A 20,988-nucleotide genomic window follows, 5' to 3' on the forward strand; every position below is an offset into this window, starting at 1 on the left:
AAGTAGTGCTAGCTGCGACACTTTAGTCCGCCCCTTGTTCGCGTCATCCTGTGGCGCGCACGCTCGCCGATCTCGACGCCAGCGGGACGGTCGGCCGCATCCATCTGGCCGAGGCGATTTCCTATCGCATGAGTTCTGAACGGGTGGCACAGACGGCATGAAGCGCCTTCCACCGTCGCCAATCACTTCCGCAGCACCCAGGTGCCGTCTCGCCCCAAAGCCGGCATCTATGCCTCGGTGCGCGACCTCGCCGACATCAACGGCCAAGCGGGCATCGAGAGGTGGCGGCCCTGAGAGATCGAAATTGCAACTTTCCCTATTCGCGGCAAGCCGAACACTGTCAGCGCGTGAACTTTTCAGCCCCGATCGAAGCAAGCCCGCTCTTCAGATAGGGGTGCAGGGCCAGCCCGCATGCTTTCGACCATCCGTCTCGATGGAACATTGGTTGCGACCTGTTCGTAAAAGACGGTCGCCGCGAGTTGCTCGAATGCCGTGGCGGCGGCGCAGGCATTGATGTAGCTGCCAAGCGACTTGCCCCTGTGGGCCGGCGAGACCGCGGCCAGACCGCCCCAAGCGTAGGTGCGGAACGGACTGAAGGAATTGTGTGGCATATAGACAAACGACGTGGCGACGAGACCCCCATGCCCGTCGACAAGCGCCAAAGTTCGCCCATTGACCGTTTCGCCTGCGAGGGTCGACCGTGAGACGGCGCCAAGCCATTCTCGGCAAGAAAGACCTGCACGCGCTCAAGGCAAGCCTCTGACGGGCGACCTGACAGATGAATGCGATTGAGCCCCTGGGGTGGGCCTTGCGCAACGATCCGTTTCGACACAGCCAGTGCGTCATCGGCGGAGCCCATGAAGGTATCCCGCCAATCCAGGCGATGTCCCCGGGCCGCCAAATGTGCGATATCGCCGCTATGCGGTCTTCATGCACGAGGCGAAAACCGAAGCCTCCGTCCGCCTCCACCATCGCGATACAAGCTTCAAGCCCTACACGATCGACGTCGTCCGTGGAGACCATTCGGCCGGCATTGCAGAGCCCGGGAGTGTTGACGACCCAGCCGGCAAGCTCATCGGCTCGTCGCTGCAGGCGCTGCTGTAGTTCGGTGCCGAAATAATCCCCTCATGGACGTCCCTCAACCCGCGGCCCGGCACTCAAGGTTAAATTAGCATGAGCGACTTTTAAAGAAAGCCTGCCCTCCGCCGCAAGTGCGGCCAGGCTGGCAGGATGGACACCTCCGGGATCGGGCAAATCGATGCCGGCGCCGCGGCTGCCGTCAACTTCGGCCGCATTCACCTGGCGAAGGCGATCTCCTATCGTCGTATGAGTTCGGAGCAGGCGGCGTACATGCTCGCGGCCGACCCTGCTTTTCAGGTCGATCCGTGCGCCTTCAGCTCCAGCCGCCGCGCGTGCAGCACCGGTTCGGTATAGCCATTCGGCTGGCTGGTGCCCTTGAACACCAGGTCGCAGGCGGCCTGGAAGGCGATGGAATTGTCGAAATCCGGCGCCATCGGCCGGTAGAGCGGATCGCCGACATTCTGGCGGTCGACGATCGCCGCCATGCGCTGCAGGGAATCCCGGACCTGGATTTCCGAGCACACTTTGTGGCGTAGCCAGTTGGCGATGTGCTGCGAGGAGATGCGCAGCGTGGCGCGGTCTTCCATCAGGCCGACATCGTTGATGTCGGGCACTTTGGAGCAGCCGACGCCCTGGTCGATCCAGCGCACGACATAGCCCAGGATGCCTTGCGCGTTGTTGTCGAGTTCGCGCTGGATCTCGTCGGGCGTCCAGTTCGGCCGCACGGCCACCGGCACGGATAAAATGTCGTCGAGTTTGGCCTTCGGCCTGTTCTTCAACGCTGCTTGCACGGCGTGCACATCGACCTTGTGGTAATGCGTGGCATGCAGCGTCGCGGCCGTCGGCGACGGCACCCAGGCGGTGTTGGCGCCGGCCTTGGGGTGGGCGATCTTCTGTTCCAGCATCGCCGCCATCAGATCCGGCATCGCCCACATGCCCTTGCCGATCTGGGCGTGGCCGGCGAGGCCGCATTCGAGCCCGGTGTCGACATTCCAGGCCTCGTAGGCGGAAATCCAGGCGGCCTGCTTCATGTCGCCCTTGCGGATCATCGGCCCGGCTTCCATCGAGGTATGGATCTCGTCGCCGGTGCGGTCGAGGAAGCCGGTGTTGATGAACACCACGCGATCCTTTGCCGCGCGGATCGCCTCCTTGAGGTTGATGGTGGTGCGCCGCTCCTCGTCCATGATGCCCATCTTGATGGCGTTCTTCGCCATGCCGAGCAACGCTTCGACACGGTCGAAGATCTCGACGGCGAAGGCGACTTCCTCCGGGCCGTGCATCTTCGGCTTCACGACATACATCGAGCCGGCGCGGGAATTGGCGCGGCGGCCTTTCGCGCCGACATCGTGCAGCGCGATCAGCGCCGTCAGCGCCGCGTCCATGATGCCTTCCGGCACCTCATTACCGTCGCGGTCCAGGATCGCCGGATTGGTCATCAGATGGCCGACATTCCTGACCAGCATCAGCGAGCGGCCTGGCAAGGTGATCTGGCCGCCGGCCGGTGCGGTGTAGGCGCGGTCGGGATTCAGCTTGCGGACAAAAGACTTGCCGCCCTTGCTGATCTCTTCGGCCAGATCGCCCTTCATCAGCCCGAGCCAGTTGCGATAGACGACGACCTTGTCCTGCGCATCCACCGCCGCGACCGAATCCTCGCAGTCCTGGATGGTGGTCAGCGCCGATTCCAGGATGACATCGGCAATGCCGGCCGGATCGGTGCGGCCGATCTGGTTGGCGCGGTCGATGACGATCTCGACATGCAGGCCATTTTTGACCAGCAGCACGGCTTGCGGATTGGCGGCGTCGCCGCGATAGCCGACGAATTGCCTGGGATCGGCCAGCGTCGTCGAGCCGGCGCCGGCGCTGAGCTTCAGCGCGCCATTGGCCACCGACAGGCCGTTCACCCCTGCCCATTTGCCTGAGGTCAGCGGCGCAGCCTCGTCGAGGAAGCTCTTCGTCCAGGCGACGACCTTAGCGCCACGCACCGGGTTGAAACCCTTGCCCTTCTCCGCGCCGCCGATTTCGGGAATGGCGTCGGTGCCGTAGAGCGCATCATAGAGCGAGCCCCAGCGCGCATTGGCGGCGTTGAGCGCATAGCGCGCATTCATGACAGGCACGACCAGCTGCGGCCCGGCAACGACCGCGATTTCCGGATCGACATTCTCCGTGGACACACTGAAGGCCGGCCCCTCGGGAACGAGATAGCCGATCTCCTTCAGGAAGCCTTTGTAGGCCTCCATGTCGATCGGCGCGCCATTGTCGCGATACCAGCCGTCGAGCTTTTCCTGCATGGCGTCGCGTTTAGCCAGCAGTGCGCGGTTTTTCGGGCCGAGATCGTGGACGATGGCCGAGAAGCCGTTCCAGAAGGCCTCCGCTTCGATGCCGGTGCCGGGCAGGGCCTCGCCAGCCACAAAATCATGCAGCTCGCGGGCAATCCGCAATCCGGCGATCTCGATGCGATCGGTCATCAGGCTACTCCAGATGAAAGGCTTTGCGGGGCGTTTGGCATGTTGGGGTTGCAGGGTCAATTCAGCTTAGGTTGAAGGTGGCGTATTTAGCCGCCGGCGACGCTGCCGATCTCCCCCCTTGAGGGGGAGATGGCCGGCAGGCCAGAGGGGGTCGCCGGACGTAAGGTGCTAGCCCCTTCTGTTCAAATCAGGAGGTCGCGTCCGGTCGAACCGACCCCCTCTGTCGCCTTCGGCGACATCTCCCCCTCAAGGGGGAGATTACCCTAAACCGCGATCCTCGGCCTTCCCGAAGCCACCGCCACCACATGCGCCTCGATGAACATGCGCTGGGCTTCGACGGTAGAGACCCGGAACTCCGTCGCAACATCAATCTCGGCGCTGTCGGTGCCGGCGTCCTTGGCCCTCTGGGCGACAATGGCCCGCACATCGGCCTCGGCCGCCGCGATCGCCGCCGCCTCGTCGAGGAAATCGCGCACTGTCTCGCCGGAGGCGAGGCGGAACAGCCCTTCCTTGGGCTGGCTGACCCGGGCCTCGGCCGAGACCCTGACCTGGCCGACGACGGCGCCGAGCGCGTTGGCGACATCGGTGTCTTCCGGCACCACACACTCATTGCCGACCAGCGGCGCCAGGCCAGCATAGTGCAGCGGCGCAGAGGCACCGAGGCCGATGACCGGGCGGTCGAGCGCGACGCTCAGCCGCGCGATGCCGGGGTGGGCGTCGACGGCGCGCTGCACCAGCGCGTGTGCCACGGTCGCGGCGCCATCGAGGCCGTCCTCGGCGAAGGCGGTTTCGAGGATGTATTCGGCCGACCAGCGCGTCAGCGTCACCAGCACCCGCTCCGAGATCACTTCCGGCGACGCGGCAATAGGCTGGCCACGGCCATCGCGCTTGCGGGCGAACAATTCGGCGCCGAGGCGAGCGGTCGTGGCATCCCAGTTGGCCTGCTTGCCCAGCACATGCGCCGCGTCCGACGGGGTGAAGCCGGAGATATGCACCAGCCCGCGGGAGACCAGGCGGTTCAAGGTGGCGTTCTGGGCATTCGAGGTCAGCAGCCTGTCGAGGGCAAGCGGGGTCGCGCCGATCGCTTCGTAGAGCCGCGCCTCCGGAGCGGTGAGACCAGCTGCAAGCCTTTCCGGTACGCCGGTGCGCACCGCGAAACGGCCATCCATGCGGCCGGGGTTGGGCGCTCGGAGCTGGCGCTCGAGTTCCGATCTGACGGCGTCGCCATGCGCCATGCCGGCCAGCGCCAGCGGCACCAGGCGGCGCGGCCCAAGCAGGATTTTCGGGTTGAGCGCGCCATCGTCCAGCGCCACTTCGGAATCGCCGCCAAGGCCGAAGGTGCGCATGGCGACCGCCTCTACCATGGTCCGGAAGCCGCCGACGGTGGCGCCTTCGGGATCGAGCCGCGGGCGGCCCTTGTCGAGCACGGCGACGTCGGTAGTGGTGCCGCCAATGTCTGAGACCACGGCATTGTCGAGCCCGGTCATATGGCGGGCGCCAACCAGGCTGGCCGCCGGACCGGAGAGGATCGTTTCGATCGGCCGCTGGCGGGCAAACGCCGCCGAGACCAGCGCGCCGTCGCCGCGCACCACCATCAAGGGGGCGGCGATGTTGCGGGCTTCCAGAAACCCTTCGGTCGCCGCAACGAGCCGGTCGATCATCGAAATCAGCCTGGCATTGAGCAGCGTCGTCAGCGCCCGGCGCGGGCCGCCGAGCTTGGCCGACAGTTCGTGGCTAGCCGTGACCGGCAGGCCGGTCTTGTCGCGGATCAGTTCGCGGGCGGCGATCTCATGCGCCGGATTGCGGGTGGCGAAATAGGCGCAGACGGCAAAGCCTGACACCGAGGCGCCGAGCTCCGGCAAGGCCGCTTCCAACCCGGACAGGTCGAGTTTGGCGGCATTGCCGTGGACGTCGTGGCCGCCGGGGCAAAACACCACCGGATCGGTGCCGAGCGCCGTCTTCAGCCCATCGCGGGCGAGGTCGGCTTCGGAAAAGCCGATCATGATGAGAGCCACGCGGCCGCCCTGGCCCTCGACCAGCGCATTGGTGGCAAGCGTCGTCGACATCGACACCAGTTTGATCGCGGCCGGGTCGGTGCCGGCTTTTTCGAGCACCGCGTCGACGGCACCGGAGATGCCGACGGCGAGATCGTGCCTGGTGGTCAGCGCCTTGGCCTTGGCCAGCACCTTGCCCTTGTTCGGCCCCTGCTGTGGGCCTTCGGTTTCAGACCACAGCACGGCATCGGTATAGGTGCCGCCGGTGTCGATGCCGAGGAAGAGTGGTTTTGGCTTGGTCTTGGCGGTCATTCTTGGCGGATCCGGACGGTAGGGACTTTTACTTCCCCGCCCTTATCCGATACGGGCCCGCCGATAAAGCCGCGAGCGCTGGGCCAACACGCGATGACCGTGATACGAGCCCGACCTCCCCCTTGAGAGGGGAGATCGGCAACGTTGGCCGCTACGCAGCGAGGATGCCGCTATTTGGCCGTGACAGTGCCCTTCATCGAGCTGTGGATCGCACAATGGAACGGATGTGCGCCGGCAACTGATACCTTGACCTTGGCGCTCTTGCCGGTGGCGAGATGGCCGGTGTCGAAGGAGCCATCGAGCGCGGTGGCGGTGTGCGTCATCGAGTCGGCATTGGTGAAGGTGATGGTATCGCCAACGGCGACCGAGATTTTCGACGGGTTGAATTTCATGCCCTTGATCTGGACCGCATGATTGGCGGCATAGGCGGGCATGGCAAAGGCAAGCAGAGCAAGTACAAGCATGGTGCGCATGATGGATTTCCTCCTGAGCGCGAACCCTCATCCTACACTAACGTTGCCGAATGGCCTTTCATGCCACAAAGCCAATCTTTTTATGCGTGTTGTCGCAAAACGGCTTGTTGGCCGAATGGCCGCAGCGGCAGAGGAAGGAGCGTTGCGTGCGATCGATCGTGTGGCCGGTGCCGGTAACGATCTCGACATTGCCCTCGAGCTTGAGCGGGCCGTTGGTGGTCGGGGTGACGTTGAGCGGGCCATTCCGCGCCTCCAGCGCCGGCGTGTCCTTCAGCGCCGGTTCGCCGGTGGCGGTGAAGCCGGCCTTGGTGTGACTGCCATCACAGAACGGCTTGTTTTCCGAAGCGCCGCAGCGGCACAGCGTGGCGCGATAAAAGGTTTCGCCGTTGAGCACGATCTCGGCGTGAACGGCAAGCGGGCCGTTTTCGCGCAGCCGCACGGTGTTGACCACCGGTGGCTGTTCCTGCGGCCCGCCATCCTTCCTGACATAGGTGATGGCGCCAGACGGGCAGTTTTCGGCGATTGCCACCACCTTCTCGACGCTGGCCGCATCGGGATGGATCCATTGGCCCGGCGCGTTGGGCACGAAGACATGCGGATCGCCAAGCACGCAATTGCGCGAATGGATGCAGCGCTTGCCGGAAAAACCGACGTCGATCTTGTCGCTTTCGACCATGCCGGCCATCGCGGTGCTCCTGTTGCCTGGAGCACGCCGCGTCTGACGCGGCGTGCCTTGGGTGTTTGGGCAAGCTATGGCTCGAACAGGAAAACCGTCAAGCTGGCAAACTGGTCAGGGGACGAGATTGATCTCTTCGGTCTCGCCGCCGCTGCAGGTGTAGCAGCAATCCTCGCATTTTTGCTTGTTGCCGGGGCCGACGCCCCAATAGGTGCCCTCGTCGCCATCGACCCAGGCGCCGTAGCAGATCGATTCGCCCTCGTTGCAGGAGATCGGCAACGACTTGGTCTCGCCATCGTCGAGGTAGAAGTCCTTGCCTTCGCCCGGCCAGACATAGTCGCGGTCCTGGCTGTAGAGCTCCAGGCGCATGGCATTGGGATGGCTGTTCTTGACGGTAAAGGTGACGTCGCCGGCATGGGCGGCCGGTGCAAACAGGACGGCAAGCGAAAACGCGGCGGCAAGGCGCGCGGACGTGAAAGACATGGAAACCCCCGTGAAGAATCGGCCCCCACGGCCGATAGGGAATCATTGCACGATGCGCGCGGAGGCTAAAGGGATGGTGGCGACAATCCCTGATATAATCGCACGCGCTGATATAATCGTACACAGGCCGGACGAACCAGCGTCCTTGCGGTTCTTCGCCCTGAAGCGCGTCGCGTCGAAACGGACTCATGCGTCGCGCTTTAAGCTTTTTGGTTTTTATGCATGTCGTCTTCCCAAAACCGAGATCACTTTTTGGGCGACATGCATTAGCGTTGCCAGAAGGGCAGCTTGGCGATCTCTTCATCGACTTGCCGTCTGGTCAGGCCGATATCGTCGATCAGATGCGGATTGGTGTCCGAGATTCGCTTGAGGTCCCAGCGCAAGTGTGCCCGCTGGCGCCAGGCGGCGATGGTGTTTCGCAGGTCCGCAAGGCTATAGCGCCGGCGCGACGCCGGCCCGACTGGCTGTCCCCGCCGCATTGTCCGACGCGGGGTCGATGCGCAAATATTGGTCATGACAACCTCCATAGGTTTCCGAGGCCCTCATACGATTTGAGGGGCCAACGATCTGAATGAGGCTGGATTTTGCAGGATACGGACGGCGCCGTAATTAAGCCCTCCCAAATAGTTCTCAAAAGTTCCAAACCGGCTCTAACTCTTTGTTTTGACGCGACTCCTCAGGATGAGCACCGCGCTTTTCCCAGGAAAGGCGCCTCACACTTTTCCTCGAATTGCTCTATAGATGCGCCCTATGCAGGGATCGCGCTTTGCCTTTGGTCCGTTCGTGCTTGATCCGGGTGCGGGAACGCTGCTTCGGAACGACGATCCCGTTGCCGTCGGCTATCGCGGGCTGAAGCTGCTTGCGGCGCTGGTCGGACGGCCCGGCGAAATCCTCGAGAAGGCCGAGCTGATGGACGCGGCGTGGCCGGGCACGGCGGTCGAGGAAGGCAACCTCACCGTCCAGATCGCGCAGCTGCGCAAGCTGCTTGGTCCGCCTGCCGACGGCGGTGAATGGATATCGACGGTGCCGCGCGTCGGCTACCGCTTCACCGGGGCGATCGAACAGCTCGATCGTGCGAAGCGTAAACCCTTGCCGCTGCCCGACAAACCGTCGATAGCGGTGCTGCCTTTTGTCAACCTCAGCAACGACCCCGAACAAGAGGCCTTCGCCGACGGGTTGACCGAAGATTTGATCACCGACCTGTCCAGGGCCCCGGGCCTGTTCGTCATCGCGCGCAACTCGACCTTTGCCTATAAGGGCAAGGCGATGGATGTGCGCGCGATCGCCGAGGAGCTCGGCGTGCGCTACCTCCTGGAGGGCAGCGCCAGACGCGCCGCCGGGCGCGTGCGCATCAACGCCCAGCTGGTCGACGCCATGAGCGGCGAGCATCTGTGGGCCGAACGCTTCGACCGCGGCCTGGACGATATCTTTGCCGTTCAGGACGAGGCCACGGCCAAGATTGTGGAGGCGCTGCTCGGTCGGCTACGCGCGCCGCCGCCGCGCAACCGGCCCAACAATCTGGAGGCCTACGATCTCTGCGTGCGGGCGCGCAAGCTGATCGACGATTCGCCGCAGACGGCACGGGAAGCGCATCTGATGCTGACGCGCGCGCTTGCGCTCGATCCGGACTACGCCGAGGCCCATCGCTGGCTTGCCATGAACCACTGGATGGGATGGGTGCATTGGGGCGAGCCGGTCGAACCCAACCGTCGCATGGCGCTGCAACTGGCGCGCAAGGCCGTGGCGATCGATCCCAACGATGCCGGTTGCCGCTGGGTGCTCGGCAATTTGCTTGCCTATGAGCACGACTTCGAAGAGGCGGATGCCGAATTCGCCAGGGCGTTCGAACTTGACCCGAACGAGGCGGACGCCTGGGCGACACTGGCCGACATCACGACACTGGCCGGGCGGGTCGATGAGGGCCTCGAGCAGATCCGCAAGGCATTTCGGCTGAACCCGTTTCCGGCGAGCTGGTATTATCTCACCCTTGGCCAGGCGCAATATGCGGCGCGCGACTACGAGGCCGCCGTCGAGACCTTGCGCCGGGACGAGACCTATCGCACGAGTTCACGCCGTTTCCTGGCGGCAAGCCTGGCCCAGCTCGGCCGGCTCGAAGAGGCGCGCGCCGAGGTCGAGCTGTTCCTCGTCGGCAACCCGCATTTCACAACCAGCCACTGGGTCTGGACCGAGCCTTTCCGCGACGCAGCTATGTTCGAGCATTTCGTCGATGGTTTTCGCAAGGCCGGTCTGCCGGAGTAAACTCCTGCGCAGAGGCGCCAATCATGGCACCAGGTCGATCGTCTCGGTCGTGTGTTCGACGCAGATAAAGCAGCAGTTGTCGCAAGGCTGGTCGTTATCAGGCCCGACGCCGGCGGAGATCTGGTCGTTGCCGTCGACCCAGGCGCCATAGCAGATGCGCTCTCCGGAATTGCAGGACAGCGGCACCGATTTCTGGGAATTCGGGTCGATCATGAACACCTTGTTGTTGCCCGGCCAGACCGTCTCGCGGTCGCGGCTGAACAATTCGACCGCGACGGCTTCCTTGCGCAGGTTCTTGACGAAGAAGGCCATGTCGGCGGCCTCGGCCGAACTGGTGCAGACCAGCGCCGAAAGCACGGCCATACGAAACAGCGTCACGGTCGGACCTCCCGAATCACCGCCGCAGAATCGCATGGCCGCCGATGCCTGTCGCTCGCGTTCTGACCTATTTCGCGCGGGAGCCTTCGGCCGCGATCTCCCGCCCCAGCCGCACCGTTTCCGCGACCAGAAGGTCGAGATCGTCGCGCCTGGTGCGATGGTTGGCGATCGCCACGCGCAGCCAGTGTTCGCCATGCACGGTGGTGTCGGAGAGGGCGGCAATGCCCTGCTCCTGCAGCCGCAGCATGATTTCGGTGTTGAGCGCCTTCAGCGCCTCGCCGGTGAGCCCCGGCTGGTAGCGGAAGCAGACGATGTTGATGGTCGGCGGCATCGCCAGTTCCAGCGAAGGCTCGGCCTCGATCCGCCCGGCGAGATAGAAGGCTTGGGCGATGTTCTGGTCGATCAGGCGGCCGAATCTGTCGACGCCATGTTCCTTCAGCGCCATCCACACTTTGAGCGCGCGAAAGCCGCGCGATGTCTGCAGGCCGTAATCGTGCAGCCAGTCGCCGGAGGCAAGGCCGCGCGGCGTCGATTCCAGATATTCGGGCGTCACCGCGAAGGTCCGCCGATGTGCGACGGCGTCCCTGACCAGGGCGCAGCCGACCTCGAACGGCGCATGCAGCCATTTGTGCGGGTCGAGCGCGACGGAATCCGCCCATTCGATGCCGACGACGCGATGCGCGTTATCAGGCGCAATCGCGATCAGCGCGCCGATGCAGCCATCGACATGGAACCAGAGGTCTTCCTCATGCGCGAGTTTGGCCAGCGCTTGCAGGTCGTCGATCGCGCCGGTGTTGACCGTGCCGGCATTGCCGATGACACAGGCCGGTTTGAAGCCGGCTTCGCGGTCTTCAGCGATCGCAGCCCGCAACGCCGAAATGTCGATGCGCAGGCCGGCGTCGGTCGGGATGCGGCGCAGCGCCCGGTTGCCGAGGCCGAGCGCTTCCATCGCCTTGCGGTGGCAGGAATGGATCTGGTCCGAGCCATAGAACCGCAGCGGCTTTTCGGTTGCCGCGACGCCGTGCTCGCGCACGTCGATGCCGGCCTTGGTGTTGCGCGCCACCGTCAGGCCGATGATGTTGGCCATCGAGCCCCCGCTGACCAGCGTGCCCGAGGCGGAGGCCGGAAGTCCCAGCATCTGCTTGCACCAGTTGACCACCTGGCTGTCCATCAGCCCGGCGGCGTGGTTGCCGCCGCCGAGATTGGAGCCCTGGATCGCCGCCAGGAAATCGCCGAGCGCGCCGGTGAAGTTGCTCGATCCCATATACCAGGCCCAGAAGCGCGGATGGATGTTGCCCATCGGGTAGGGCATCACGGTGCGCGAGACCTCGTCATAGACAGCAGCCAGCGACGCCGGCGATCTCGGCAGGGGTGCCGCGAAGGCTTCTCGCACCTCCGCCGGCATCTCCCGCCAGACCGGACGGTCCCGGATATTGCTGAGATAATCGACGGCGTCGTCGATGACCCGATGCGACAGGGCCTGCACATCGGCCCAGTCCAAGGGGTCAAGCGTTTCCTCGGCCACCTTGCCAAGGGTTTCCTGCGCGATATCCATGACATCCACCCGTCAAGCTGCCGGGAATTGGCAGCCGGGCGTCGAGCGCGACAGCGCCAACTCGTCGGCATCCATTTCGGCCTCGATGCCATCGAACAATGGTGTCGACATATAGCGCTCGCCGGTGTCGGGCAGCATGCACAGGATCACCGATCCGGCCGGCGCCTTTTCCGCGACCTGCCGCGCCACGGCGAAGGTGGCGCCGCCGGAAATGCCGGTGAAGATGCCTTCCTTCTGCGCCAGGGCCTTGGCCCATTTGATGCCTTCGGGTCCGGCAATCGGCATCACTTCGTCATAGAGGCTGGCGTCGATCGCCTCCTGCAGCACGTTGGGGATGAAGTCCGGCGTCCAGCCCTGGATGGGATGCGGCTCGAAGGCCGGATGGCTGGCGGCCGGGGCGCCACCAGCACCACGTTGCTGCGCCTTGCCGCTGCCGACAAGCTGCGCGTTGGCCGGTTCGGAGAGCACGATGCGGGTCTCCGGCCGCTCGCGGCGCAGCACGCGCGCCACGCCGACGACGGTGCCGCCGGTGCCGTAGCCGGTGACGAAGCAGTCGAGCCGCGAGCCGGCGAAATCATTGACGATCTCGCGTGCCGTTGTCGCCTCGTGAATGGCGGCGTTGGCTGCCGTCTCGAACTGGCGGGCAAGGAACCAGCCATTGGCCTCGGCCAGTTCAACCGCCTTCTTGTACATGCCGAAACCCTTTTCGGCGCGCGGCGTCAGCACCACCTTGGCGCCAAGCATGCGCATCAGCTTGCGGCGCTCGACGGAAAAGCTGTCGGCCATGGTGACGACCAGCGGATAGCCCTTCTGCGCGCAGACCATGGCGAGGCCAATGCCGGTGTTGCCGCTGGTCGCTTCGACCACGGTCTGGCCCGGCTTCAACGCGCCGCTGCGCTCGCCCTCCTCGATGATGTTGAGCGCCAGCCGGTCCTTCACCGAGGCGGCGGGGTTGAAGAACTCGGCCTTGACGTAGATCGTCGCGTGGGCCGGTGCGAGATTGTTGATGCGGATCACCGGCGTGTCGCCGACGGTGTCCAGAATGCTGTCGAACAGGCGGCCGCGCCCGGCCGTGGTCCGGATTTTTTGTTTGTTCAACATCGTTGATCTCCTCGATTGTCTTCACAGGCCGGTTACAAACCGGTGGCTTGGGCGGCGAGGTTTCGAGACCTTGCCGCGCTACTGACGTGCCGGCGATGCGGCAACGGACGCTGCCGGCGCGCAATTCGCCGCCGGGTGCGCCGTGTCGTGTTTGGTGATAGAGCAAGGGCCGACAGGCCAGCGTGGGAGCAGGCGTGGAAACGGACGTGGAATCCGCACCATCAAGGCTGGACGGCGAGATGCCGATCCTGTCCGTGCGCCTGCTCGGACCGCTGGAAATCATGCGGAACGACGTGCCGGTGGCATTGCCTGCGTCCCGCAAACTGCGTGCCCTGCTTGCTTATCTTGCGCTGGCGCCGCATCCGGTTGGGCGCAGCCGGCTGTGCGAACTGCTGTGGGATGTGCCCAACGATCCCCGCGGTGAGTTGCGCTGGTGCCTGAGCAAGCTGCGCGCCGCCCTCGACACGCCGGACCGGCGCCGGGTTACCACACAGGGCGATACGGTCGCGCTCGATCTGGAAGGCTGTTTCGTCGATGCGCTGGAGATCAGCCGTGCCGCCACGCTAGGGATCGGCACGCTTGACGTGGAGCGTCTGCGAGCGCTGGCCGGACATTTCGCCGGCGATCTGCTCGACGGGCTGGGGCTTGAGCGCAGCCCGCTTTTCGACAGCTGGCTGATCGCCCAGCGCCGGCGTTTTCATGCGTGTCACGCTGCCGTGCTGGAACAGCTCGTCGCTAGCCTGCCGGCGGAAAGCGACGAGGCTGTCGCCTATCTCGACACATGGGTGGAACTGGCGCCGTTCGATGAACGTGCGCATGCGGCACTGCTGGCCAGTCTCGCCCGGCGCGGCGAAATCGCTGCAGCCGAGCAGCATCTGGCTTCGGCGGAAAGGTTGTTTCAGTCGGAGGACCTGGATTTCGCGCCGCTTCGGGCGGCCTGGCGCGCGATCCGTGACCAACGGTCAAGTGCCTCGCACCAGGCGCAACCGGCCTGCCTGTCCACGGCATCGTCTCTGGCGACTACATCGGGCGATGCCGACCCCGTCGAACCTAGTCACGCTTCGCTGGCCGTCATGCCGTTTGTCGACGAAAGCGGTGCGCGCGGCGGGCCGGCCGACGGTTTCACCCATGACATCATCACCCGTCTTGCCAAGCTCCGCGATTTCTTCGTCATCGCGCGGGGATCTGTGTTCGCGCTGGCCGAAAAGACCATCGCGCCGGAGGAGGCCGGCAGGAAACTCAATGTCGACTATGTCGCCACCGGCACGGTGCGAAGCACGGCCGGCCGCCTGATTGTCAGCGTCGAACTGATCGAGGTGCGCACCGCCAGGATCGTCTGGGCCGACACGTTCGAGCGCCGGCCCGACGACCTCTTTGCCGTGCTCGACGATATCGGCAACAGCATCGTGTCGTCGATCTCGGTCGAGATCGAAACGGTCGAGCGCAACCGCGCCATGCTCAAGGCGCCCAACTCGCTCACCGCCTGGGAAGCCTATCATCGCGGCCTCTGGCACATGTACCGCTTCACCCAGGCCGAGAACGAGCAGGCGCGGCATTTCTTCGACAGGGCCTTGCAGCTCGACCCGACCTTTGCCCGCGCCTATGCCGGCCTGTCCTTTACCCACTGGCAAAATGCCTTCCAGCGCTGGGGCGACCGCGACCGCGAAAGCGCGCTGGCCTTCGAGAGCGCCGGCCACAGCCTGCTGGTCGACGACCACAATCCGGCCGCGCACTGGGCGATGGGCCGGGCGCTGTGGCTGCGCGGCGAGCAGGACGGGTCGCTTTCCGAACTGGAACGGGCGGTGGATCTCAGCCCCAATTTCGCGCTCGGCCATTACGCGCTGTCCTTCGTCCATTCGCAGTCGGGCGATCCGCAGGCGGCGATAAGCTCCTCCGACCATTCGCGTCATCTGAGCCCGTTCGACCCGCTGCTGTTCGGCATGTTGGGGGCGCGCGCGATGTCGCATGTCCGGCTCGGCCAGTTCGAGGAGGCGGCCGACTGGGCGCTGAAGGCGGCGGCACGGCCCAATGCCCATACCATCATCCTGGCGATCGCCGCGCACTGCCTGGCGCTGGCCGGCCGGCTCGACGAGGCGCGCGGCTTTGCCGCCGCCATCCGCAAGACACTGCCGGACTATCGCGCCGACGATTTCATCGGCACCTTCCGCTTCGAGCCCGACGCCGAGGCGCTGTTCCGGCAAGGCGCCAGGCGCATCGGGCTCAGCTGATTTCGCGCTTGAGCTCCATCCGTTAACAAAGTCGGAAGGAGTTGCTTAACAGTTACCCTCTATGTCACCTCCCGGGGGGTCCATGGCAAAGTGAGTATGATGAGCGATAGCCCCGACAAGCGCAGCGAATGGCGTGCCATTTTTTATGTACAGGCCCGTGTCGCCATCCTGTTCGTCCCGGTGGTCGCCAGCCTGCTGATCATCGCCGCCCTTGCCGGCAATGACCGCAAATCCGTTCCCGACGTCGACCGGACGGTCACCGGGTCCGTGCGCTAGGCCATGCCGCAGCGGCTACCCGGCACCGGTGGTCGAGCCTTCAGCGGCGGAACCCCGCGCGCCGTCGGACATTGTCTTCCAGCACAGCCCCTGGAGGACATGATGACCGGAGCTTTCGACATCAACGACAACACCAAAGAAAATCCCAAGCGCCCGCCTCAGCCTGAGACTCGCGAGGACCTGAAGAAAAAGCCGGTCGAGGGCAAAGCCTTCCAGGTGAATGAAAACAGCGTCGATAATCCGGCGCCCGCGCCGGTGAAGCCAAAGCAGGACTGATCGCGAGATCGGGATGTCAGGCATTAAAAAGCCAGGGCAACCGGGCTTTTTTTGCGCCTCGGAAACTTACCTCGTAACGCGTCGCCTCAATAAAAGCGCGGAATCTGACCGTTCTGCGGTGTCGTACGGTCGCCGAGGTCGAGAAAGACCTCGTCGACATAGCACCATCCCCAGCCTTCCGGCGGATCGTAGCCCTCGATGACCGGATGGCTGGTGGCGTGAAAATGTTTTGTGGCGTGGCGGTTGGGCGAGTCGTCGCAGCAGCCGACATGGCCGCAGCTGCGGCAGAGCCGCAGGTGCACCCACCACGATCCGCTCTTCAGGCATTCCTCGCAGCCAAGCGCGCTCGGCGTCACGTCCTTGATCCCGGCCGCATGTTTGCATTCGTCCGCCATCACACTCTCCTGAACTATCTCTCTGTTGAAGCGACGGCCTGGCTGCCGTCCCGCGCTAGATAAGCATGCAGCGCCGCCACCACTTGGGCACCCTCGCCGACGGCCGCCGCAACGCGCTTGACCGAGCCGCAACGCACATCGCCGATGGCGAACACGCCGCTGCGGCTGGTCTCCATCAGACCATGATCCGATCCCAGCTCCGGTCCGGTGCGGATGAACCCTTTGGCGTCCAGCGCCACGTTGCATTGCGCCAGCCAGTCTGTGTTCGGATCGGCGCCGATGAACAGGAAGAGATGGCGGATAGGGCGCGTCATTTCTTCGCCGCTGACGCGGTTGCGCCAGCGGACCGTGCCAAGATTGCCGTCCTCGCCCTCCAGCGCCTCGATTTCGGTCTCGGTCAGCACCTCGATGTTCGGCTGCGCCTTGATGCGCTCGACCAGATAGCGCGACATCGAGGCATCGAGGCTGCCGCCGCGCGCCAGCAGCGCCACCTTGCGCGCATGGCTGGCGAGGTAGACCGCCGCCTGGCCGGCCGAATTGCCGGCGCCGACCAGCGCAACTTCCTGGCCGGCGCAAAGCCGCCCTTCGATGGGCGAAGCCCAATAATGCACGGACGTTCCCTCGAACTGCGACAGGTTGGCGACATCGAGGCGGCGGTAGCGCGCTCCGCTGGCGATGACCACGCTGCGCGTGCGCACCGTCTCGCCGTCGCCGACGTCGAGCAGGTAGCGGGCGCCCGAATTGTCGGTGGCGGCGCTCAACAGCTTCGCCTCGTCGGGAATCACCATTTCGACGCCGAATTTTTGCGCCTGGTTGTAGGCACGCGCCATCAGCGCCATGCCGGTAATGCCGGTGGGGAAACCGAGATAGTTCTCGATGCGCGAGGAAGCGCCGGCCTGACCGCCGAAGGCCCGGCAATCGAGCACGATGGTCGACAGTCCTTCGGAGGCCGCATAGACGGCTGCCGCCAGCCCCGCCGGCCCGGCGCCGACAATCGCCACGTCATACAGTGTGTCGGTATCGATCGGCCTGAGCAGGCCGATGCAGCGGGCGAGGTCTTTCTCGCCGGGATTCATCAGCAGCATGCCGTTCGGACACAACACCACCGGCAGATGGTGCGGGTCGACGTCGAAGCGCTCGACCAGGGTTTTGGCGCAGGGGTCGCTGCCGGAATCGAGCACGCGGTGCGGTTGGCCGCTGCGGGCCAGAAATCCTTGCAGCCGCAACACGTCGGCATTGCCTGATGGCCCGATGATGATCGGTCCGCTGGTGGCGCTTTCCAGGAGCCCGACACGGCGCAGGATCAGCGCCCGCATGATGCGCTCGCCGAGATTGGCTTCCTGCACCATCAGGTCGCGCACGCGCTGCGAGGGGATGACGAAGGCCTCGACCGGCTCGGCGGCCTCGGCATTGACCAGCGATGGGCGCGCCGAAAGCTGCGCCAGCTCGCCAACGAAGCTGCCCGGACCATGGCTGACGATCGTTTCACGCCGGCCGAGGCCATCCTGGGTGATCTCGACCTTGCCCTTCAGGACGACGATCAGCCCGGGCGCGACATCGCCGGCCTTGATGATGTGCTCGCCGGCGGCATAGAAGCTGGCTTCGCCGAACCGGCGCATGTGATCGATGTCAGCCTCGCTCAGCGTGGGAAACGCCTGATCGCGACGGGCGCCGAAGATTGCGGTAGCGGATTGAGCCATGGCTTTAGCGTAGCGAAGCCTTGGCTCGGTTTGAAGCGGTTTGTTCAGCGCCTAGCCGCGAGGCGAGGTTTGGTGGACGACCCCAATCGCCCTGTTCGTTCCGAGATGACGACTGGAGGGTCAAGGATCGGTGCTGTCGACGGGGTCCGTGCCTGACAGCCAATTGTCAGCTGTGTCGTGAGACATTGTGTCCGAAATGCCGCGAAGCCGATTCGCCGGCGCCGGATTCAAGATGGAATGAGCCCATGAAACAGATTGCCCTGTCACTTTTCGTGATCGCGTCTTCGGGTGCTTACGTGTGGGACCAGGCGGGAAAGGGTCCCGCTGGTGACATGATCGACACGGCGGGTATCGCCAATGCCGCCGAGGATAGCGTGTTGCAGCCCCCTGCTCCAGCCAGCCCCGTTCCAAGTGATCCCATTCCAGCGCCCGCACCGCCATTGCTTGGGAATCGCCAACAGAGTGTACGCCTCGATCCTCCCGCGACCACGCCGACCAAGGTCGGCGGCGAAACCACCGCCGCGATCGCCTCTCCCGCCCGGGAGCAGAACCCGGCAATGCCGCCGCGCTCTGCCAGCCCTCTCCCGCTTTCGCAAGCGCCCGCACCACCGCCGGAACAGGCGCCAGCTCAACTCGTCGCCGATGCTGCGCCGCGCACGGCAGCCTTCGCCGTAACCCCGGCCGTCTACATCCCCGTTCCCCAGCCGAGGCCGGACTATCCGCGGGCACCCGTCCGCGTCATTAAGGTGGGCATGACGTCGGCTGCCAGTCCCCGCACCAAGCCGGCCGGGCACGGGTTTGCCGATGGCACCTACACCGGTCCTGTCACCGATGCCTATTACGGACTCATTCAGATTCAAGCGTCCATACAAGGCGGCCGTCTCACCGCGCTCAAGGTGCTGAGATACCCGAATGACCGCCGCACCTCGGTCAGCATCAATCGGCAGGCGCTGCCGATGCTGCGGGACGAAGCGATCAGCGCGCAGAGCGCCAATGTCGACATCATTTCGGGCGCCACGCTGACCAGCAGGGCCTTCAGGCAGTCGCTTGCTGGCGCATTGAAGCAAGCACATTCCTAGTTCCATGCGCGACACAAGGATCCTGATGGGCATGCCCATCACCGTCGACATCGGCGGCGCCTCGGCCAGCGGCCTTGTCGACACGGTCTTCGACTACTTCGACCACATCGACCGGCGCTTCAGCACCTACAGGACCGACAGCGAGATTTCGGCCATCAACCGTGGCGACCTTCCTGTCCGCGACTGGAGCGGCGAGATGATGGAAGTGATGGCTCTCGCAGCAAAGACAAAAAATGAGACGGATGGATATTTCGACATTCGCAAGCCTGACGGGTCGCTGGACCCGTCAGGCATCGTCAAGGGCTGGGCTATCCGCAATGCGGCCGCGATCGCTCGCGAGGCCGGCGCCGGCGATTTCTTCATCGAGGCAGGCGGCGACATCCAGTGCTGCGGCAGGAATGCTTCGGGCCTCGACTGGAGCGTCGGCATCCGCAATCCCTTCAAGGCAGATGAGATCATCAAAATCGTCTATCCGCGCGGACACGGCGTCGCCACCTCGGGCACCTATGTGCGCGGGCAGCACATCTACAATCCGCTTGGGATTGGCGACCCGATCACCGAAATCGTCAGCCTGACCGTCATCGGCGCGGATGTGTTGGAAGCCGACCGTTTCGCCACCGCCGCTTTCGCCATGGGCCGGGATGGCATTCTCTTTCTCGAGCAGACGCCGGGCCTTGAGGGCTACGTCGTCGGCAGCGACGGCCGCGCCACGCCGACAAGCGGCTTCGGAGCTTTTTGCCAATCATGATCAAGACCATCGACCGGTTTCTCGACCATCAGACCATGTACCGGCTGGTTCTCTACTATCTCATCGCCTTGTTGGGCACCGCCTTTGTGCTCGGCTTCTTCAAGCTTGTGCCGCATGATCCGGTCGCGCTCGCCTTCACGGCGGGCCTGATGCTGGCCGCCTGCTGGATCACCAACCGGATTTTCGCTGTTGTGTTCCAGGTTCCGGCCAACAACGAGTCGGTCTACATCACCGCCCTCATCCTGGCGCTCATCCTCGATCCGGTGGCCGCCACGGACCTCAAGGGGATCGGCGCGGTGGTGCTCGCCTGCGTCTGGGCGATTTCATCCAAGTTCATCCTCGCCATCGGCAGGAAGCACCTGTTCAATCCGGCGGCACTGGGCGTGGCATTGACCGCCTTGCTGCTTGACCAGCCGGCCACCTGGTGGGTCGGAGGCAACTTGCCATTGCTTCCCGTCGTGCTTGCCGGCGGCCTGCTCATCGTGCGCAAGCTACGCCGGCTTGATCTCGTCGTCATCTTCATCGCCGTTGCGCTGGCGATGACCCTCTCGACGACCGAGCCATCGCAATATGCGACAGCACTGACTGAGACACTTGGCTCGTCGCCGCTGTTCTTCTTCGCCTTCGTGATGCTGACCGAGCCGCTGACCGCGCCGACGACGCGCTTACCGCGCATTGCCTTCGCTGCGATCGTCGGTTTCCTGTTTGCGCCCAACATCCATGTCGGCTCGTTCTACTTCACGCCGGAGCTGGCGCTTCTGACGGGCAATCTTTTTGCCTTTGCGGTGAGCCCGAAAGGACGCTTCGTGCTGACGCTCGAACGTGTCGAGCAATCGGCCGTCGACAGCTACGACTTCGTCTTCAGGTCACCGCGCAAGCTTGCCTTCCAGGCCGGTCAGTACCTGGAATGGACGCTTGGTCTCGACCGTCCGGACAATCGCGGCAACCGTCGCTTTTTCACGGTCGCATCGGCCCCCACGGAGGGATCCGTTCGGCTTGGCGTCAAGTTCTATCCGAAATCGAGCGCGTTCAAGCAGGCGCTGGGCACGATGAAGCCGGGCAGCACCATCCACGCTTCCCAGCTCGCCGGCGACTTCATACTGCCGGCCAACCTCGAAACCAAGATTGCGTTCCTGGCTGGCGGCATCGGCATCACGCCATTTCGCTCGATGCTGCAATATCTCGTCGACATCCACGAAAAGCGACCGATCATCGTCCTCTACGGAGCCGAGACCCAGCAGGACATCGCCTATCGAGACGTCCTCGACACGGCAAAAAGAGAACTTGGCGTGAGGACGGTTCTCGCCGTCGCCAAAGGCGCCGAGCGTGGCCAGTATCCTGGCTATATCGACGCACGCCTCGTGCGCCTCGCCATCCCAGACTATCTGGAGCGAACCTTCTACATTTCGGGTCCGCAAGCCATGGTCAAGGCACTCCGTGGCAAGCTGCTGGCAATGGGCGTTCGCCGTTCGAAGATAAAGGTGGACTATTTTCCGGGATTTGCCTGAGC

20 protein-coding genes and 1 pseudogene are annotated in these 20,988 nt (G+C 64.5%); 9 read left to right on the top strand and 12 right to left on the bottom strand.

All coding sequences use genetic code 11. The features are described 5' to 3' along the window. Positions 1-50 precede the first annotated feature (50 nt). Positions 51-161, top strand: a pseudogene (locus HGP13_RS03510) (ATP-binding protein); the annotation flags it as partial. 195 nt (positions 162-356) lie between these two features. Here HGP13_RS03510 and HGP13_RS37540 read toward each other — a convergent pair. After that, on the bottom strand, positions 357-662 hold the full coding sequence (locus HGP13_RS37540; RefSeq protein WP_210267850.1) for a hypothetical protein: 306 nt from the start codon (positions 660-662) through the stop codon (positions 357-359). Positions 663-930: 268 nt separating this feature from the next. On the opposite strand from HGP13_RS37540, the gene HGP13_RS03515 reads away from it, so the two are divergent. After that, complete coding sequence (locus tag HGP13_RS03515) at positions 931-1,104, top strand: hypothetical protein (RefSeq protein WP_172221586.1); 174 nt, start codon at positions 931-933, stop codon at positions 1,102-1,104. A 269-nt stretch (positions 1,105-1,373) separates the two neighbouring features. Here HGP13_RS03515 and HGP13_RS03520 read toward each other — a convergent pair whose 3' ends face one another. The 6 genes from HGP13_RS03520 to HGP13_RS03545 all read right to left on the bottom strand — a co-directional run bounded on the left by HGP13_RS03520 (position 1,374) and on the right by HGP13_RS03545 (position 7,962). Then, positions 1,374-3,545 (bottom strand): malate synthase G, encoded by a 2,172-nt coding sequence (locus HGP13_RS03520; protein WP_172221589.1) that lies wholly within the window; start codon positions 3,543-3,545, stop codon positions 1,374-1,376. A 263-nt stretch (positions 3,546-3,808) separates the two neighbouring features. After that, positions 3,809-5,851: a hydantoinase/oxoprolinase family protein gene (locus tag HGP13_RS03525; protein ID WP_172221592.1), complete on the bottom strand. Its 2,043-nt coding sequence runs from the start codon at positions 5,849-5,851 to the stop codon at positions 3,809-3,811. Positions 5,852-6,021: 170 nt separating this feature from the next. Next, positions 6,022-6,324 (bottom strand): cupredoxin family copper-binding protein, encoded by a 303-nt coding sequence (locus HGP13_RS03530; RefSeq protein WP_172221595.1) that lies wholly within the window; start codon positions 6,322-6,324, stop codon positions 6,022-6,024. Positions 6,325-6,382: 58 nt separating this feature from the next. Beyond that, positions 6,383-7,009: a CDGSH iron-sulfur domain-containing protein gene (locus tag HGP13_RS03535; protein WP_172221597.1), complete on the bottom strand. Its 627-nt coding sequence runs from the start codon at positions 7,007-7,009 to the stop codon at positions 6,383-6,385. 105 nt (positions 7,010-7,114) lie between these two features. Next, complete coding sequence (locus tag HGP13_RS03540; protein WP_172221600.1) at positions 7,115-7,483, bottom strand: hypothetical protein; 369 nt, start codon at positions 7,481-7,483, stop codon at positions 7,115-7,117. A 266-nt stretch (positions 7,484-7,749) separates the two neighbouring features. Continuing rightward, on the bottom strand, positions 7,750-7,962 hold the full coding sequence (locus HGP13_RS03545) for a DUF1127 domain-containing protein (RefSeq protein ID WP_172234604.1): 213 nt from the start codon (positions 7,960-7,962) through the stop codon (positions 7,750-7,752). A 262-nt stretch (positions 7,963-8,224) separates the two neighbouring features. On the opposite strand from HGP13_RS03545, the gene HGP13_RS03550 reads away from it, so the two are divergent. Beyond that, on the top strand, positions 8,225-9,742 hold the full coding sequence (locus tag HGP13_RS03550; protein ID WP_172221605.1) for a winged helix-turn-helix domain-containing tetratricopeptide repeat protein: 1,518 nt from the start codon (positions 8,225-8,227) through the stop codon (positions 9,740-9,742). Positions 9,743-9,763: 21 nt separating this feature from the next. On the opposite strand, the gene HGP13_RS03555 is transcribed toward HGP13_RS03550, so the two are convergent. The 3 genes from HGP13_RS03555 to HGP13_RS03565 form a co-directional block, all read right to left on the bottom strand. Then, positions 9,764-10,120: a hypothetical protein gene (locus HGP13_RS03555; RefSeq protein ID WP_172221608.1), complete on the bottom strand. Its 357-nt coding sequence runs from the start codon at positions 10,118-10,120 to the stop codon at positions 9,764-9,766. 67 nt (positions 10,121-10,187) lie between these two features. Next, positions 10,188-11,675 (bottom strand): aspartate aminotransferase family protein, encoded by a 1,488-nt coding sequence (locus tag HGP13_RS03560; RefSeq protein ID WP_172221611.1) that lies wholly within the window; start codon positions 11,673-11,675, stop codon positions 10,188-10,190. Positions 11,676-11,687: 12 nt separating this feature from the next. Then, positions 11,688-12,776 carry a pyridoxal-phosphate dependent enzyme gene (locus HGP13_RS03565; RefSeq protein WP_172221614.1) on the bottom strand — a complete coding sequence of 363 codons (1,089 nt, stop codon included), beginning with the start codon at positions 12,774-12,776 and terminating at the stop codon, positions 11,688-11,690. A gap of 239 nt (positions 12,777-13,015) precedes the next feature. Here HGP13_RS03565 and HGP13_RS03570 point away from each other — a divergent pair, with 239 nt between their 5' ends. The 3 genes from HGP13_RS03570 to HGP13_RS03580 all read left to right on the top strand — a co-directional run bounded on the left by HGP13_RS03570 (position 13,016) and on the right by HGP13_RS03580 (position 15,556). Continuing rightward, positions 13,016-15,004: a BTAD domain-containing putative transcriptional regulator gene (locus tag HGP13_RS03570; protein ID WP_172234605.1), complete on the top strand. Its 1,989-nt coding sequence runs from the start codon at positions 13,016-13,018 to the stop codon at positions 15,002-15,004. Positions 15,005-15,100: 96 nt separating this feature from the next. After that, on the top strand, positions 15,101-15,280 hold the full coding sequence (locus HGP13_RS03575) for a hypothetical protein (RefSeq protein WP_172219698.1): 180 nt from the start codon (positions 15,101-15,103) through the stop codon (positions 15,278-15,280). 102 nt (positions 15,281-15,382) lie between these two features. Further along, complete coding sequence (locus HGP13_RS03580; protein WP_172219721.1) at positions 15,383-15,556, top strand: hypothetical protein; 174 nt, start codon at positions 15,383-15,385, stop codon at positions 15,554-15,556. 86 nt (positions 15,557-15,642) lie between these two features. Here the strand turns inward: HGP13_RS03580 and HGP13_RS03585 are convergent, their stop codons facing one another. Beyond that, positions 15,643-15,951 (bottom strand): UBP-type zinc finger domain-containing protein, encoded by a 309-nt coding sequence (locus tag HGP13_RS03585; protein WP_172221617.1) that lies wholly within the window; start codon positions 15,949-15,951, stop codon positions 15,643-15,645. A 14-nt stretch (positions 15,952-15,965) separates the two neighbouring features. Next, positions 15,966-17,651 (bottom strand): cyclic nucleotide-binding domain-containing thioredoxin-disulfide reductase, encoded by a 1,686-nt coding sequence (locus HGP13_RS03590; protein ID WP_172221620.1) that lies wholly within the window; start codon positions 17,649-17,651, stop codon positions 15,966-15,968. A 245-nt stretch (positions 17,652-17,896) separates the two neighbouring features. On the opposite strand from HGP13_RS03590, the gene HGP13_RS03595 reads away from it, so the two are divergent. The 3 genes from HGP13_RS03595 to HGP13_RS03605 are packed head-to-tail and all read left to right on the top strand — an operon-like array spanning position 17,897 to position 20,986. Continuing rightward, a complete protein-coding gene (locus tag HGP13_RS03595; RefSeq protein ID WP_172221623.1) occupies positions 17,897-18,730 on the top strand; it encodes an FMN-binding protein in 834 nt (277 codons plus the stop codon). Between the two features lie 4 nt (positions 18,731-18,734). Further along, complete coding sequence (locus tag HGP13_RS03600) at positions 18,735-19,478, top strand: FAD:protein FMN transferase (protein WP_172221626.1); 744 nt, start codon at positions 18,735-18,737, stop codon at positions 19,476-19,478. Further along, complete coding sequence (locus HGP13_RS03605) at positions 19,475-20,986, top strand: RnfABCDGE type electron transport complex subunit D (RefSeq protein ID WP_172221630.1); 1,512 nt, start codon at positions 19,475-19,477, stop codon at positions 20,984-20,986. Before HGP13_RS03600 ends, HGP13_RS03605 begins: the two co-directional genes overlap by 4 nt. The last annotated feature ends 2 nt before the right edge of the window (positions 20,987-20,988 follow it).

Origin of the sequence: Mesorhizobium sp. NZP2077 (assembly GCF_013170805.1) — a bacterium.
Classification (GTDB): domain Bacteria; phylum Pseudomonadota; class Alphaproteobacteria; order Rhizobiales; family Rhizobiaceae; genus Mesorhizobium.

Excerpts from the sequence above, each read along its gene's own strand:
- HGP13_RS03600 (WP_172221626.1), top strand. The coding sequence starts at position 18,735 with ATGCGCGACACAAGGATCCTGATGGGCATGCCCATCACCGTCGACATC.
- HGP13_RS03590 (WP_172221620.1), bottom strand. The coding sequence starts at position 17,651 with ATGGCTCAATCCGCTACCGCAATCTTCGGCGCCCGTCGCGATCAGGCG.
- HGP13_RS03565 (WP_172221614.1), bottom strand. The coding sequence starts at position 12,776 with ATGTTGAACAAACAAAAAATCCGGACCACGGCCGGGCGCGGCCGCCTG.
- HGP13_RS03585 (WP_172221617.1), bottom strand. The coding sequence starts at position 15,951 with ATGGCGGACGAATGCAAACATGCGGCCGGGATCAAGGACGTGACGCCG.
- HGP13_RS03530 (WP_172221595.1), bottom strand. The coding sequence starts at position 6,324 with ATGCGCACCATGCTTGTACTTGCTCTGCTTGCCTTTGCCATGCCCGCC.
- HGP13_RS03525 (WP_172221592.1), bottom strand. The coding sequence starts at position 5,851 with ATGACCGCCAAGACCAAGCCAAAACCACTCTTCCTCGGCATCGACACC.
- HGP13_RS03605 (WP_172221630.1), top strand. The coding sequence starts at position 19,475 with ATGATCAAGACCATCGACCGGTTTCTCGACCATCAGACCATGTACCGG.
- HGP13_RS03580 (WP_172219721.1), top strand. The coding sequence starts at position 15,383 with ATGACCGGAGCTTTCGACATCAACGACAACACCAAAGAAAATCCCAAG.
- HGP13_RS03540 (WP_172221600.1), bottom strand. The coding sequence starts at position 7,483 with ATGTCTTTCACGTCCGCGCGCCTTGCCGCCGCGTTTTCGCTTGCCGTC.
- HGP13_RS03575 (WP_172219698.1), top strand. The coding sequence starts at position 15,101 with ATGATGAGCGATAGCCCCGACAAGCGCAGCGAATGGCGTGCCATTTTT.
- HGP13_RS03545 (WP_172234604.1), bottom strand. The coding sequence starts at position 7,962 with ATGCGGCGGGGACAGCCAGTCGGGCCGGCGTCGCGCCGGCGCTATAGC.
- HGP13_RS03595 (WP_172221623.1), top strand. The coding sequence starts at position 17,897 with ATGAAACAGATTGCCCTGTCACTTTTCGTGATCGCGTCTTCGGGTGCT.
- HGP13_RS03560 (WP_172221611.1), bottom strand. The coding sequence starts at position 11,675 with ATGGATATCGCGCAGGAAACCCTTGGCAAGGTGGCCGAGGAAACGCTT.
- HGP13_RS03515 (WP_172221586.1), top strand. The coding sequence starts at position 931 with ATGCACGAGGCGAAAACCGAAGCCTCCGTCCGCCTCCACCATCGCGAT.
- HGP13_RS03520 (WP_172221589.1), bottom strand. The coding sequence starts at position 3,545 with ATGACCGATCGCATCGAGATCGCCGGATTGCGGATTGCCCGCGAGCTG.
- HGP13_RS03550 (WP_172221605.1), top strand. The coding sequence starts at position 8,225 with ATGCGCCCTATGCAGGGATCGCGCTTTGCCTTTGGTCCGTTCGTGCTT.
- HGP13_RS03535 (WP_172221597.1), bottom strand. The coding sequence starts at position 7,009 with ATGGCCGGCATGGTCGAAAGCGACAAGATCGACGTCGGTTTTTCCGGC.
- HGP13_RS03570 (WP_172234605.1), top strand. The coding sequence starts at position 13,016 with ATGCCGATCCTGTCCGTGCGCCTGCTCGGACCGCTGGAAATCATGCGG.